At 43.2% G+C, this 14,188-nt stretch carries 16 protein-coding genes; 10 read left to right on the top strand and 6 right to left on the bottom strand.

Features of this window, described 5'->3' with window-relative positions; translation table 11 throughout:
- Nucleotides 1–29 precede the first annotated feature (29 nt).
- The 9 genes from LDM98_RS08785 to LDM98_RS08825 all read left to right on the top strand — a co-directional run bounded on the left by LDM98_RS08785 (nt 30) and on the right by LDM98_RS08825 (nt 10,069).
- A complete protein-coding gene (locus LDM98_RS08785; RefSeq protein WP_223899032.1) occupies nt 30–971 on the top strand; it encodes a hypothetical protein in 942 nt (313 codons plus the stop codon).
- A complete protein-coding gene (locus LDM98_RS08790; protein WP_223899033.1) occupies nt 958–1,881 on the top strand; it encodes a hypothetical protein in 924 nt (307 codons plus the stop codon). Before LDM98_RS08785 ends, LDM98_RS08790 begins: the two co-directional genes overlap by 14 nt.
- Nucleotides 1,878–2,279, top strand: coding sequence for a hypothetical protein (locus tag LDM98_RS08795; RefSeq protein WP_223899034.1), 402 nt, complete (start codon nt 1,878–1,880; stop codon nt 2,277–2,279). The genes LDM98_RS08790 and LDM98_RS08795 overlap by 4 nt, the downstream gene beginning before the upstream one ends.
- A complete protein-coding gene (locus tag LDM98_RS08800) occupies nt 2,267–2,782 on the top strand; it encodes a hypothetical protein (protein ID WP_223899035.1) in 516 nt (171 codons plus the stop codon). Before LDM98_RS08795 ends, LDM98_RS08800 begins: the two co-directional genes overlap by 13 nt.
- On the top strand, nt 2,766–3,596 hold the full coding sequence (locus tag LDM98_RS08805; RefSeq protein WP_223899036.1) for a PDZ domain-containing protein: 831 nt from the start codon (nt 2,766–2,768) through the stop codon (nt 3,594–3,596). Before LDM98_RS08800 ends, LDM98_RS08805 begins: the two co-directional genes overlap by 17 nt.
- Nucleotides 3,583–5,568, top strand: a complete 1,986-nt coding sequence (gspD, locus tag LDM98_RS08810; RefSeq protein ID WP_223899037.1) for a type II secretion system secretin GspD — start codon at nt 3,583–3,585, stop codon at nt 5,566–5,568. Before LDM98_RS08805 ends, gspD begins: the two co-directional genes overlap by 14 nt.
- Nucleotides 5,568–7,079 (top strand): GspE/PulE family protein, encoded by a 1,512-nt coding sequence (locus LDM98_RS08815; RefSeq protein ID WP_223899038.1) that lies wholly within the window; start codon nt 5,568–5,570, stop codon nt 7,077–7,079. Before gspD ends, LDM98_RS08815 begins: the two co-directional genes overlap by 1 nt.
- Nucleotides 7,080–7,084: 5 nt before the next feature.
- Entirely contained in the window at nt 7,085–7,645 is a 561-nt protein-coding gene (locus tag LDM98_RS08820; RefSeq protein WP_223899039.1) for a type II secretion system protein J, read from the top strand.
- Between the two features lie 84 nt (nt 7,646–7,729).
- Nucleotides 7,730–10,069 carry an ATP-binding protein gene (locus tag LDM98_RS08825; protein WP_223899040.1) on the top strand — a complete coding sequence of 780 codons (2,340 nt, stop codon included), beginning with the start codon at nt 7,730–7,732 and terminating at the stop codon, nt 10,067–10,069.
- Nucleotides 10,070–10,134: 65 nt separating this feature from the next.
- Here LDM98_RS08825 and pyrE read toward each other — a convergent pair whose 3' ends face one another.
- The 3 genes from pyrE to secG all read right to left on the bottom strand — a co-directional run bounded on the left by pyrE (nt 10,135) and on the right by secG (nt 11,810).
- Nucleotides 10,135–10,752, bottom strand: a complete 618-nt coding sequence (gene pyrE / locus LDM98_RS08830) for an orotate phosphoribosyltransferase (protein WP_223899041.1) — start codon at nt 10,750–10,752, stop codon at nt 10,135–10,137.
- 2 nt (nt 10,753–10,754) lie between these two features.
- Nucleotides 10,755–11,312: a ribosome recycling factor gene (frr, locus tag LDM98_RS08835; RefSeq protein WP_223899042.1), complete on the bottom strand. Its 558-nt coding sequence runs from the start codon at nt 11,310–11,312 to the stop codon at nt 10,755–10,757.
- Between the two features lie 156 nt (nt 11,313–11,468).
- The gene (gene secG, locus LDM98_RS08840) at nt 11,469–11,810 is read right to left on the bottom strand and encodes a preprotein translocase subunit SecG (RefSeq protein WP_223899043.1); all 342 of its coding nucleotides are present in this window, start codon (nt 11,808–11,810) and stop codon (nt 11,469–11,471) included.
- 119 nt (nt 11,811–11,929) lie between these two features.
- Between secG and LDM98_RS08845 the strand changes: the two genes are divergently transcribed.
- The gene (locus tag LDM98_RS08845; RefSeq protein WP_223899044.1) at nt 11,930–12,652 is read left to right on the top strand and encodes a methyltransferase domain-containing protein; all 723 of its coding nucleotides are present in this window, start codon (nt 11,930–11,932) and stop codon (nt 12,650–12,652) included.
- Here the strand turns inward: LDM98_RS08845 and LDM98_RS08850 are convergent.
- From LDM98_RS08850 to LDM98_RS08860, 3 genes are all read right to left on the bottom strand, one after another.
- On the bottom strand, nt 12,624–13,046 hold the full coding sequence (locus LDM98_RS08850; protein WP_223899045.1) for a thiamine-phosphate pyrophosphorylase: 423 nt from the start codon (nt 13,044–13,046) through the stop codon (nt 12,624–12,626). The genes LDM98_RS08845 and LDM98_RS08850 overlap by 29 nt on opposite strands.
- Nucleotides 13,039–13,725 carry a Bax inhibitor-1/YccA family protein gene (locus tag LDM98_RS08855; RefSeq protein WP_223899046.1) on the bottom strand — a complete coding sequence of 229 codons (687 nt, stop codon included), beginning with the start codon at nt 13,723–13,725 and terminating at the stop codon, nt 13,039–13,041. Before LDM98_RS08855 ends, LDM98_RS08850 begins: the two co-directional genes overlap by 8 nt.
- Nucleotides 13,726–13,800: 75 nt before the next feature.
- A complete protein-coding gene (locus LDM98_RS08860) occupies nt 13,801–13,980 on the bottom strand; it encodes a hypothetical protein (RefSeq protein ID WP_223899047.1) in 180 nt (59 codons plus the stop codon).
- Nucleotides 13,981–14,188: the final 208 nt, after the last annotated feature.

A 14,188-nucleotide genomic window follows, 5' to 3' on the forward strand; every position in this document is an offset into this window, starting at 1 on the left:
TACAAATTTTACTTTAATCGAGCTTTTAGATGGATAAAATACAGCCTGCCCAAAACAGTGTTAAGCATAGACAGGGGTTTGCCCTCCTGATCACTTTGTCGGTCCTGGCCGTTATCATCGCGTTGACCACCGTGCTTTTGAGTTATTTTGAGGAGGTCAGGCAGGATGCCAGCGATACAAACGCACTGATACAGGCAGATATATACTATAAAGATATAACAAATATATTTCAGGGGTTTAAAAATAAAAAACCCCTATTTTCTGTATTATATAGTACGGCATTACCCTTGCAGGCGCCAGAAGGTGGGTTTTCACTGCAGTTGCAGTGTGACCCCTTGTATAAAGGGGTGAATATCAACTGGCTTGGATTGGACAGCAGTGCACAAAAAACAGCCTATAGTTCCGTAGCACAAGAGCTTTTTGAAACGATTGCCCAAGAGTATAACATACAGGACCCGGGAAGATTGCAGGAGATGCTGCTTGAAGAGATAGGCGGGGAAAATAGATGGGTACAAAAAGAGCAAAGCAGGCTTCACCAAAAAAACGGTATTATATCTTACAAGCAGTTCTCAGATATCATCAGCCGTTACCAATTTGAGGTAGATGATCCCGAGATAGGAGCTGTGCCATGGAGAAAATATTTTAGTTTTTCTCCTGAAGCAGATAAAATAGATGCAGAGTACAGTTCCCCGGAGCTCCTCGCCTATCTGTTTGATATGGATGTATCAACGGTGAAAGAGTGGACGTCGCTTGAAGAGTTGACATCGCTTGTGGACAAAGGCACGCTGGAAAACTTTGTACGTGAAAATGGCGGAGAGTATGAGAAAAGAAAAAGTATTCTTGCGGGTGAAACATTTTTAGAAGCGGCAGAATGCTCGGTACGCTATGCGATGGCGGACGAGCAGTACGGATTTAGATTTGAATATATTCAGGGAGAGGCAAAATATTTTGAATTTTATGGGAAACAATAAAGAGTTACTTCTTGTACATCCTTCTATGAAGCCTGTCTCGTTGACAGAGGCTGTGAATGTCATGTTGCCGCCACAGTTCTACACGCTTAAAAAAGAAGTATTGCCTCTGCGTTACGCATATCAGGCAAAGAAGATCGCACCATCACTCTTTGAGGGCCTGCTTGAAGCAGGCGATTATGAGTATATGGTATGGAAAGAAGATGAAGCGTGGGTCTTCCTTGCTTATGATCTAGAGAAGATCGCGGCATTTTTAGAGAGTAAAGGCTTTGCCTTGGAACACGTTTCCAAACTCTTTTTTGCCCAGCAATCCGTCGACCTTTTCGAGACACCTCTTTTACTTGGAGAAGATGATGCGCTAGTCTCTCTGGACGGTATGGTCGTGGTCGTTCCAAGAGGGGCTCTTGCGGATGAGCACGCTTCTTCACAGGTCTTCGACAATCGTTTTACGCCTAAAAAAGGTATCGTACTTTCTGGCGCATACGGTTCGGTACTGAGCCTGAAGCAAGCCTCGAGGCTTGCAGCCATATTTATACTTTTTGCGCTGATGTTCTTTGTTGAGGGGAGTCGTTACAGTGATGATTCACAAGCCGGGGAGGCCAAGATGCAGGAGCTGCTTTCAGCCTATCCGGCTCTGCAGAGCACCTATACACGAGAGAGCATCATGACCAAATATAAAGCGATCGATACAGCGGAACGAAAAAAGCGGGAGATCGTTAAAATGGTATCAGGGATGATCTTTAAAGGGGTGACACTCTCTTCCTTGGAGATAGATGCCAAGAGCTACAAAATACACTTTACCTGTAAAGATGCCCAGGTCGCAAAACGTCTTACCCTGTTGGCAAGCAAGAACAATCTGAAAACTTCGGCCGTTTCAGGGAGTCATGATCTGAAGATAGAAGGTACACTATGACCTGGAAAAGATATCAGAATGAGTTGATCGCACTGGTTGCATTTGTCTTTATGCTGGGGGCCTATGGGTATAAAACGGCACAGGTCTCCTCGCAGGCCCAAAGCCTTGCCGCAGCAAAACACTCTGTAGCAGAGATCCAAGAGGTCATCTCCCTGAAGAAGATATGGGACGATACGAGAACCGGCAAAAAAGTAGAGAAGCTTCAGACGCTTGTTCCCTCTTCCAAGGTAACATGGAGCGATCAAAACAAAAAAGTGACAGCAAGCTATAAAAATTTAACGGCGGACGAGTTAAATACTTTAGTGACCAAGATCTTGAATCTTCCTGTAGAGATACAAAAGCTGAAGATACAAAAAGTCGCTTCATCTTATGATGTGGAGTTCAAATGCAAATGGTAAAAAAGAGTGGTATCGTATTGATAGTGGCCTGGTTTGCCATACTGGTACTGATGCCTAAGCAGGAATTTTACTATAAGCTGGAAGAGGCACTTTCCGAGCAAGAGATAGAACTCAATGAAGAGAAGATAGAGGAAGGGCTTTTTTCTTTGAATCTGCATCAGGTCACAGTATACTTTAAAGGTATCCCTGTGGCAACCATTGAAGAGATGGATCTGTGTACGTTACTTTTCTACAGCAGCCTGGAACTGCAGGGACTCCATGTGGATGATTCTTTAAAAAGGATGGTACCGCAAGAGACACAAAAAGCACTGCTTTCGCATTCTATCCTCTCTCCTCTGAAGGTCTCTGTAGATGCAGAGGGTTCTTTTGGCGGGATGACAGGGGAAATCGATCTGAATGCACGTACGGTACATTTGGATTTTAATGAGAGTAAGGACATAGAGATGTTAAAGCCTCAGTTGAAAAAATCTGAAAAAGGATGGTTCTATGAAACATCTTTTTAAACCTGAAGCAGTAAAGGGGCTCTGGTCGCTGTTGATTTTAGTGCTTGTGATCAAAATGGCCTGGTTTGCGGTTGAATTGCTATGGCTGCCGACCATGGGAGTCGACCATAGTGAAGAGAGAGGAGCCAAACCCCTTTACTATAGGGTCAAGTTAAGCCCCAGCGATGCAGCGGCACCTGTGACGAAGAGACCTGTACAAACCGCAGGAAGCATTCAAGATATCAAACTTTTGGCTATTTATAATGCTTCGGATGCCACTGTTGTGACGGTAGAATACAAACGTGCAACAAAAGTGCTAGCCAAAGGTGAAGCGATCAATGGATTCGTACTCGAAGGGGCAGGGAGCAATTATGCGGTCTTCAGCAAAGATGCAAAAACCTATCAGATCAATCTGATCGTCAGCAGAAAAGGGGAAGAGAGCATCAAAAGTACTCAGCCTTCTGCGGCTTCAGCCTCTTCTGCAGATCAAGTTGAAGGTGAAGTGATAGATGCGGGTGATCACAAGATCGTAGATCGCTCACTGCTGGATCACTATGCAAAAAATATGGATGATATTTATAAGAACATCGGTATCAAGGAGATCAAAAAAGGGAAGGAACTAGAAGGTTTCAGTATCTCCTTTATTAGAAAAGGATCACCTTTTGCGAAGCTCGGGATCCAAAGAGGTGATGTCATCAAATCGATCAACGGTCAAAAGATAGACAGTTACAATGCTGCGTTTGATGTGTACAAAAATATTGCAAATATCAATAACCTGACATTGGTTATTCAAAGAGGTAAAGAAGAAATGGAGCTAGAATATGAAGTTAACTAAAATTGTATTGAGTATATTGTTGGTATTGTCTGTAGGGTCATATGCGGAAGAAGAGACGGTAGATATAAACTTTCGTGACCTGAGTGTAAAGGACTTCATCGAGATGGTCTCCAAAATCACACAAAAGAATATTTTGATCGAGGCAGAGCCCACAGGAAAGATCAACTTTGTCTCCACCCAGCCCGTTAAAAAAAGTGCACTCTTCTCTTTGGCGAACTCTATACTCGGAGGTAAAGGTTTAACGATCATAGACCAGGGTGAGTATTATAAGGTGGTCAAAGGCACGGATGCAGCAGGAGAGGGGCTTGAGGTAAGCAGCTCTATCAAGGGGGAGACGATGAAAACGGTGATGTTCCCGTTAAGGAACACCAATGCAGCGGTACTTCGTGCAAAGATCAAACCACTTTTGGACAGAAGTGCAAAAGTGATCTCTTTTAAAGAAAATAATGTCTTGGCCATTACTGCGACCCCAAGAGTATTGGAATCGATTGCTAAAGTGATCAATGCTGTCGAAACAACAGGTGAAAAAAAATCAGTGGTGATCAAACTGAAAAACTCTTTGGTCAAAGATGTTTTTGCAAATGCGCAAAATATGTCGAAGAAAATCTTCCCTCAAACGATCGAGAGTGAAACCGTTGATATCTTTAAAGATGATGCGACCAATTCGATCATACTGGTAGGGCAGCCGAAGAATAACAACCGTATGATCAAGTATATCAAGCAGCTCGACATTCAGGGAGAGAGCACCACACAGAAGATGTATGTCATCAGACTCAAAAACTCCAATGTCGAGGAGATGGAGAAGATCATGAGCAAGCTGATCTCACAGATGAATGATGTGTCGATGAAGACACCGGTAAAAGGTGCAGAGCCGCCAAGTAAGGCGATGGTCGTTTCTGATATCGAAAGAAATGCACTGGTCCTGCTTGCTACAGCGGAACAGATGAAGAACATCAGGGACACGATAAATAGGATTGATATCCCTAAAGTACAGGTGTATGTCAAAGCGAAGATCGTTGAGGTTGACAGCAATATGGCACAGCAGGTAGGATTTAAATACGGATTTAATGGCGGGGCTATTACGTCCAACGGTCTCTATACGCTGGCAGGGAATATGGGAGCTTCTGCACTGCAAATCTCTCCGGCACTTTTGAGCTTTTTGAATGCGAATACAAACAACTTTGAAGGGTTTGATCCGAATGGGAATCCGATCTACTCTAATGAACCCGCTTTCTCGTTTGATGCAGTGGACAAGGTTTTTGCTTTGGGTGCTACGCTTGACCTTTTGGAAAACAATGGTGCAGCACGTATCCTGAGCGAGCCCTCTGTGCTTTGTACCAATAACAAAGAAGCCGAGATCTATGTCGGTCAGACGATGTCCATCTTGACCCAGGCACAGCAGTCCACGACAGGTGTCTCCAATGTGGTCAACAACTATTCAAGAGAAGATATCGGCCTGAGTCTTAAAGTGAAACCACGACTCTCGAGCAACAACAAAGTCACGTTGGAGGTGGAGACCATACTGGAAGATATCGATCCTTCTTCGGCGCAAATGGCAGACAGGCCAACGACGACAAAAAGAACCGTGAAGACCAATGCGATCGTGAACAACGGCGAAATGATCATTCTGGGCGGATTGATCAAGAGAACAGGCGGTAAAGGGATCTCTAAAGTGCCACTGCTGGGAGACATTCCTGTTTTAGGAGAGTTGTTCAAGCATACTTCAGATATAGAGCAGGAACAGAATGTCGTGATCTATCTCACCCCGTATATTGTAAGAGAAAGTGGTGACCTCCAGAAGTTGAAAAGTATGCTGGCTGAACTCGAAGAGGTACAGGACAGATATAATACTTTCTTCAATGAAGCACTGGAAGAAAAAACAGGTATCTCTGCTGAAGAGGCCATTGTCCCTGCAAGCAGAAGGATCCAGAGAAAACCTAAAAGTAATTTAAGTATCTTAGAGGAAGTATGATGCAGTTTCCCCGTCTTAAGGATGTAAACCTTGACCCTCTCTGGGAAGAAGAGATCAACCACAAGCTCGCGATCAAGCACGCTTTGCTCTTTTCTATGATCGATGAGGTCAAAACCTGTATCGTTGAGGAAAAGACACTGGGCGATGCACTCAACTATCTATCAAAACTCTCGTTGGACTATCCTGTCACCATCGTGGATGCAGAGAGCTTTGAACGGTTAAAAAATAAATTTTTGGAGATCCAGACAGGATCTGATTTTGATGAGATGGCAACGACTTCTGAAGAGCTCATAGAAGTTGAGTCTGATCTGCTTGAATTTATCCGTAATTCCCAGGACCTGCTTTCAAGTGAAGAGTCTGCACCTATCATCAAGCTGGTCAATTCACTCTTTTTCCAAGCGCTCCAAAAAGGGGCAAGCGATATTCACATTGAGAGCGGAGACAAGAAGGGTGAAGTGCGTTTACGTATAGACGGTGCGCTCAAAAAACATCTTGATCTTGATAAAAGTATCGTGAATCTGGTCATCAACCGTATCAAAGTCATATCAAATCTGGATATCTCTGAAAAGAGAGTACCTCAGGATGGACGTACTCAGTTGGCGATCTCCGGAAAAAGCATTGATGTAAGGGTTTCCATACTCCCTACCTATCATGGTGAAAGGATCGTGATGCGGATCCTTGCCCAAACAGAGCATATCCCGACACTTGAATCCTTAGGCTTTGTAGATGAGATCACGCAGGACCTCTATAGACTTCTCAACCATGCCCATGGCATGATACTGGTAACCGGTCCTACGGGTTCAGGTAAATCAACCACGCTGCATGCCTGTCTGCAGCATATTGCCACACCGGACAAGAATATCATTACCGTAGAAGATCCCGTAGAGTACAATGCAGACAACATCTCCCAAATACAGGTAAACAGCAAAGTAGGGCTTACCTTCGCCGCAGGGTTACGTTCTATTTTGAGACAAGACCCGGACATTATCATGGTAGGGGAGATACGTGATAACGAAACTGCAGAAATTGCGCTGCGTTCAGCATTGACCGGTCACCTGCTTCTCTCCACCCTGCATACCAATGATGCAACGTCAGCCTTAAGCCGTTTGATGGATATGGGGATAGCAAACTTTCTTGTCTCTTCTACCCTGTTGGGTGTACTGGCCCAAAGGCTTACACGTAAACTCTGTGAACACTGTAAAGAAGAGACCAAGCTAGCGCCTGCCATAACACAAGAGATAGGTGTACCAGAAGAGAAGATCTTCTTTAAAGCCGTAGGATGCAAAGCGTGTGATTTTACAGGATATAAAGGCAGACAGGCCATTGGAGAACTTTTTATCATTGATGATAAGGTCAAAAAGATGATGAAAGATGATTTCAATGACCATCAGATCAGAGAAGCGATGAAGAGAGATGGGATGAAAACCATCGCCGATAAGCTAAAAGCGATGCTGTTAGAAGGGCAAACCAGCTATGAAGAAGCGATCCGTGTCGGGCTTATGGACGGCTAAGGTCCATGATCCATCGTAAAGCATTCACCCTTTTAGAAGTACTTATCTCCATTGCCCTTATGGGCATCGTGATCGTAGCCCTTTTCTCTTCCGTAGATATGATGCAGGACTCCAATCAGCAACTTGCCCAATATTTGGAAAGGTCTAAAAAAACCACCAATGTCACCAAAGTGCTGTATATGGATATGATCAATTCCGATGGCAATATCACGATCACAAAAGATGAATTCAACAGAGTCTGCATCGGAGAGACACGTAACTCGCTCTATGCGTTACCTTCTGCGAAAGTCTGTTGGGTCGTGCTTAAAAAAGACAACACACTGGCACGGATCGAAGGGAACGGGTACCATTTACCTCTGCGCTTAGAAGAACGGGTTGAAATTGATCCTGTGATGACAGGGATAGAGCTCTTTGATCTCTACCATGAAAAAGACAAGATCCTGGTACTGATACAGCAGCAAGGAAAAGAGCCTATCAGTTTTATGTTACAGGGCATTGTCAAGCCTGAGAAAAAGAAGGCACCTACCGACAAAAATGCAACGACGGTTCCGTCAACACCGCTATAGCATCTGTTTTTCTCCTCTACAGAATAATCCAACGAACTTTTGCTAAAATAGACTGTAAGTATTTTTATCAGGAAGGATCTGGGCATGGAAGAGATCTATGAAAAGTTAGGACTGTTTTATCTGGGGAAAGAGATAGAGAAGCAAAGTATGGAGGCAACAGAGGCCCTGACACTGCTGAAAAACAAAAACTTTACCACCCATGCAGCGATCATAGGAATGACAGGCTCAGGTAAGACAGGATTGGGGGTAGGCCTTATAGAAGAAGCCGCCATAGACAATATTCCTTCCATCATCATAGATCCAAAAGGAGATATGGGAGACCTGTGCCTGACCGATCCAAGTTTTTCAGCTGCCTCTTTTGAGCCATGGGTAGCAGATGAAGCAAAGTCCAAAGAGACCGATCCTCATGAGTATGCCCAGAAGATAAGCACTATGTGGAAAGAGGGAATAGAGAGTTGGGGACAAAGTGTAGAACGGGTACAAAAATTCCATGAGGTAAAAAAAACCATCTATACCCCGGGCAGTTCAGCCGGTGTCTCTGTGAACATTATGAGCTCTTTGGAAGTACCTCCGGCGGAGATACTTGAAGAGAGCGATACCTTTGCCTCCTATTTGAAAAGTACCACCACATCATTGCTCTCTTTGGTGGGTATACATGCGGACCCTTTGGAGTCCAAAGAGTATATCCTGCTCGCACAGATCATCACAAGATCATGGGTCGAAGAGGAAGATCTCAGTATAGAAAGTATCATAGGAAAGATACTTAACCCATCATTTAGCAAGATAGGGGTATTGTCTCTGGACGATTTTTATCTGCAAAATGACCGTTTCAAATTGGCTGCCAAATTCAATGCACTGCTTGCTAGCCCAAGTTTTTCACTTTGGCTGCAGGGAGAGAGTCTGGATATCCAAAAACTGTTGTATGATGAAAACGGCAAAGCCAAAGTAGCCATTTTCTCTATCTCTCACCTCAATGATGATGAGCGTATGTTCTTTGTCACCCTGCTGCTCAATAGATACATTGCATGGATGCGCCGTCTAAGCGGTACTTCTGCACTGAAGACACTCCTCTATATGGATGAGATCTTTGGATTCTTTCCTCCTACCAAGAACCCGCCAAGTAAAGAGCCTATGCTGCTTCTCCTCAAACAGGCAAGGGCTTTTGGTGTAGGCGTGGTACTGAGTACGCAAAACCCTGTAGATTTGGACTATAAAGGGCTTTCAAACATAGGCACTTGGTTCATCGGAAGACTGCAAACGACACAGGACATAGAGAGAGTGATCGATGGGCTTGGAGGAAAAGTAGGTTCAAACTTTGAGAAGAACGAGATCAAGCATCTCTTGGCCAATCTGAAAAAAAGAACTTTCTTCCTTAAAAGTGCGCATTTGGATGATATCAGGCTCTTCAGTACACGTTGGGTGATGTGTTATTTGAAAGGGCCACTCAAAAAAGATGAGATCTCTATGCTCATGCAGAGGCAAAAATCGATACAGAAAAGTGAAGCACAACGTGTAGAGAGTCTAGTTCAGCATACCTCCCAGCTGGAAAGTTATCAGACGATCGATGCATCTATCCCCCAATACTACGAACCTGATGCATCAGCACAAAATATATTTTCTCCCACATTGGGGGCCAAGGTAAAAATACATTTTTACCAACAACGAAAAGGTATCGATTGTGAGAGAATGATCGAACTTTATCTGGCATTGGATGAAACACAGCAGCGTATTGCATGGGAGGATGCGGTCGAGGAAACGCTCGGATTTGACAGGTTTCCCCATACACCCCCTTCAAATGCGAAGTTCCATCCTCTACCTGAGATTGTTTTAAAAGACAAGAGATTGGCAAAAGCAGTAAGAGAACTGAAAGAGACCCTTTACCGCGAGCACACCTTGGAACTGCTGCGTTGTCTCTCGCCCAGGCTGGAATCCAAGGTAGATGAGTCACGTGCTGACTTTATGGTGCGTTTGCAAGATGGACTGAATGAACAAAAAGAGATGGAGATAGAGAAACTTCAAGTACGTTATAGCAGAAAAGAGAAAACACTTCTGGAAAGACTTTCCCGTGCCAAAGAGCGAGTGGAAAAAGAGGCATCAGATTCGACAGGATCCATGATAGATGCAGGCATCGCTGTCCTTGGTGCTCTGTTCGGACGTTCCAATCCGACAAAGATAGGCCGAGCTGTCAGTAAAGGAAGCAAGATCCTTAAAGAGCGCGGAGAGATGAGTATAGCAGAAGAACGTATGGCAACCATAGAAGAAGAGATAGAAGCACTTGAAGTTGAAATGGAAGATAAAATAGATGCTTTACAGGAAAAATACAGTGTAGACAACTGTGAAATAGAGACAGTGAACATTAAGCCAAGAAAGAGCGATATAGATGTGGAGAGTTGTGCAGTTGTCTGGAGGGTAAGTAACGTTTGATCATCGTGAAACGATTCACGATGAGAGTGGTGGAACCGAAATGAGAAGCCATGAAGGCAAAAGGTTTACCCTTTACTCCCCGGTTTGATCGCAGTACTGCCCTTTTTACACATAGGACACTCTTCTGGAGAAAACATTTCAAAAGTAAAATCATCCAGTGCAAAGAGTGGGACATCATTTGGAAGACTGCACGCTTCTTTCGCCTCAGTATTACTGTCCACACGTTTACAAAAACCTCTGTTTGCCAGTGCTGCGAAAGCAACAACTTCTCCACCCAGTGCTTCTATAGCCTTGGCCGCCTTCAGGGCAGAGCCGCCGGTCGTGATAATGTCTTCACAAATGATGATCTTCTCACCCTTTGCTACTTCAAACCCACGACGCAGTTCCATACCTCCCTCTTTCTTTTCAACAAAGATAGAACGTACATCCAGTGAACGTGCAAGTTCATAACCGGCAAGTACACCGCCTAAAGCAGGTGCACACACTGTATCCACTTCAATACCGTGTGATCGGATCATCTCTGCCAGCGCATCCGTAAGCAAGGAGGCCTTTTTAGGGTATTCAAGGACTTTGGCACTTTGAAGATATCTGTTTGAGTGATTGCCGCTTGCTAGAAGAAAGTGCCCTTCAAGCAGAGCATTTGCCTCTTTATATGCTTTTTCTACATCATAAGCTTTTTGCATAGTTAAACCTTAAGGATATCAGCTTCTTTAGCTTTGAATGTTTCGTCTACCTTTGCAATATATTCATCTGTGATCTTTTGGATCTGCTCTTGCGCTTTTTTAGATTCATCTTCACTGATCTCTTTGTCTTTCTCAAGTTTTTTGATCTTGTCATTACCATCTTTTCTTACATTTCTGACAGCAATTTTTGCATGTTCAACCATACCTTTGGCCTGTTTAACGATCTCTTGTCTCTGTTCGCTTGTCATCGGTGGGAAAAAGAGTTTGATGAAGTCCCCGTCATTGTTTGGATTCACACCGATGTTTGCTTCCTGGATCGCTTTTTCGATCACGGGAAGAAGATTTTTTTCCCAAGGCGTAATACTGATCGTTGTCGCATCTGTCGCGATCACACTTCCTACCTGGTTGAGGGCTGTCATTGTTCCATAGTAGTCCACTTTAATGTTATCTACGATACCCGTAGTTACTTTTCCCGTTCTAAGTGAAGAAAAGTCTCTTTTAAGGGCTTCAATACCCTTTTGCATATTTGCTTTTGTTTGTTCAAAAATCTCATTTACCATAACTATCTCCTTATTGTATCTTCTGATAAAGGCCTAGGATGTCATCAGAAGGTTCAGCTATTATTTAGGGAAATTTTACCCTTTTTTACCTTGTTATGTATTTAGAGAGTAGGTCGAGAGGAGTATATAAAGAAGGAAAAACTTCTTTATACGGTGTTAGTTGGCAGCGGGTGCAGCTGGTGCAGAAGGTGTGGTGTTTTGCGGTGCTGTTGGTACTGCCGGTACAGCGGCATTATTTGCAGGTACGATAGTGTCTGCAACAGATGCAGTATTTGCTGTGGTATACAGGTATCCCAATACTAAGGTATTAACGATAAATGCAAATGCAAGCGTAAATGTAAGTTTTGCAAGAAAACCAGTCGGTCCTTTTGCACCAAATACAGATTCATTGCTTCCACTGTATGCGCCAAGACCTATGCTTGAACTCTTTTGCAACAGTACTGCGATCGTGATCGCTATTGCAAGTATGATTTGTACGATTAAAAGTGTTGATGTCATCTATGCCTCTTTATGTGATTGGATAGCCCATTGAAATTTGGGTATAATTTCGGCGATTATACCCAAAAAAGTTTGAAATGGTGATGAAGCGCATCATTTCGTGCAAAAGGAGAGAAGCCGTGTCTACTGTTATTCAGGAGTTCTCCCGTTTTGCACATGAGTATGATACCTACAATGTCATCCAGGCAGAGGTTGCCAAAGCATTGGTAGAACAACTTCCCCCCTCTCATTATACGACGATCATAGATATCGGCTGTGGTAGTGGAGAGGTCTATAAGAACCTGTTGAACCATGATCTTTCCTTTGATCAGCTTCTCGCGCTGGACTCTTCGCCAGAGATGCTGAAGATACACCCCTCATCAGAGAAGGTCAAGAAAATTTGTGCGGACTTCAACAAGCCTGGAACTTTTGAGAACCTTTCATGTTCACCAGGGAATCTTCTTCTCTCCTCTTCAGCTTTGCAATGGAGTAAAGATCTGGATTTCACGCTTTCTGAGATCTCAAAAAAGGCATCCCATGCCTATTTTGCCATTTTTACCTCCCATACGTTTAAAACGTTGCATGAAACAGCCCAGATCACTTCACCTATTTACCCTGAATCTGTGCTGAGAGAGACGATAGAGAAATACTATGACGCTGCATTTGAAGTAAAGAAGTATAAATTGCACTTTGAGAGTGTACGCGAAATGTTCAGTTATATTAAAAAAAGTGGTGTCAGCGGAGGAGAAAAGCAACTGACATACAAACAGACCAAAGAACTTATGAAACATTACCCTTTGGATTATCTGGAGTTTGAAGTTCTATTCGTGAAAGCTACTTCTCTATCACATTCTTCTGCATAAAAAATGATTTTTCTACCGCATACAGGCCATAACGAACCTCTTTGAAGAGTTCCGATAATGTATGGTCTACCAGTTTAAAGCTCTCTTCAAGGACACGTGCAGACTCCTGTGCTCTTGAAAAGTTTGCTATGATCAAGTCATTGATACTGCTACGGGACAATTCAGAAGTGATACTTTCTTTTTGTACATCGTTCTCTATATCTCTGTATTGTAGACGATTTTGGTCATAGGCAGGCTGGAGTTTATGTCGCAGTTGTTTCAGGGAAGAAGTTAAAGATTGATCATCATAGATATAACGGTTGATATCTTCTATCACCCGTATACCCTCTTTCAGTCGGTTAAGATTGGCATCGATAAGACGCGCAATCTTTTCCGAAGTCTCTTCTCTAGTCATCACTTCCGAAGATACCAAGAAGCTGGAGGAGTGCTGTAAACATATTGAGGAAGTCCAGGTAAAGAGATACCGCTGCATCTACCGGTGAGTCATAGGCCCCATTTGCGATGTTCTGTGTATCATAGATCGTAAAGATACTAAACAGAAGCAAAATACCTGCAGTAATGATGACATGCATCATAGGACTTTGAAGTATAAACATATTGACCAATGATGCAATGATCACTACGATCAGTGTGATAAAAAGCGGTTTTCCCCAACTTGAGTAATCTGTTTTGCTGTTAATGGCAAACAGACTCAATGCACCAAAAAGAACAGAGGTCATAAGGAATGCATTTCCGATCACCGCACCATTCCCAGCACCGATCAGCGCAGCCAAAAGTGGTACCAATGAAACACCGGTTAAAAAAGTAAATGCAAAAAGCATTGCCATGTTCAGTCCGGCTTTGCCTCTTGACATACTCAGTCCAAAGAACAGTATTAAAAGCTCAGCACCGAAAATGAACCACTTGTATTGCATGATCGTCTCAGCATAAGGCATCGTTGCATAAGCACCTGCAGCTGCAGCGATCATACTCGCAGCCAAGAGTTGATATGTTTGTTTCATAAAGCTTACAGATGCGCCTTCTTGAACGTATCCAGCTTCTGCTGATGTATAGTCTCTATCATATAAAGCCATGATAATATTCCTTCAATTATAAATTTAATGAGAAAGTATAGTCCACAGAGATTAATCTAAGGTTAATAATAGCATTTACTCTTTGGCTCTTTCTTCTTGTAACTTTTTGTACTCGTCCTGTGCTTTCTGTGCCTCTGTTTTACTGCTTTGGATCTGTGCTATACTTTTTTCTTCTACACTTGAAGTAGGCACTTCAGCAGTATCCATGCAGGCAGATAATAAGAATAGAGCAGGAAATAGAAAAAGTAGGCGCATACGTATTCCTTGAGTGTTGACTGAACTTAGGATTATAAAATACAAAACATAAATACTAGGCATAGAGGGTCAATTTTATATATAATGATGTAAGTAAAAAAAATTTTTCAAGAAATTTAGCATATTTCGCGAAAAACCCTTGACATGAAAGATGTTCGGTGCTATAATACGCGTCCACAAACACAGAGACCTAGGCTGAGTTAGCCCA

This window comes from Sulfurovum sp. TSL1 (assembly GCF_019972135.1).
Lineage (GTDB): Bacteria > Campylobacterota > Campylobacteria > Campylobacterales > Sulfurovaceae > Sulfurovum.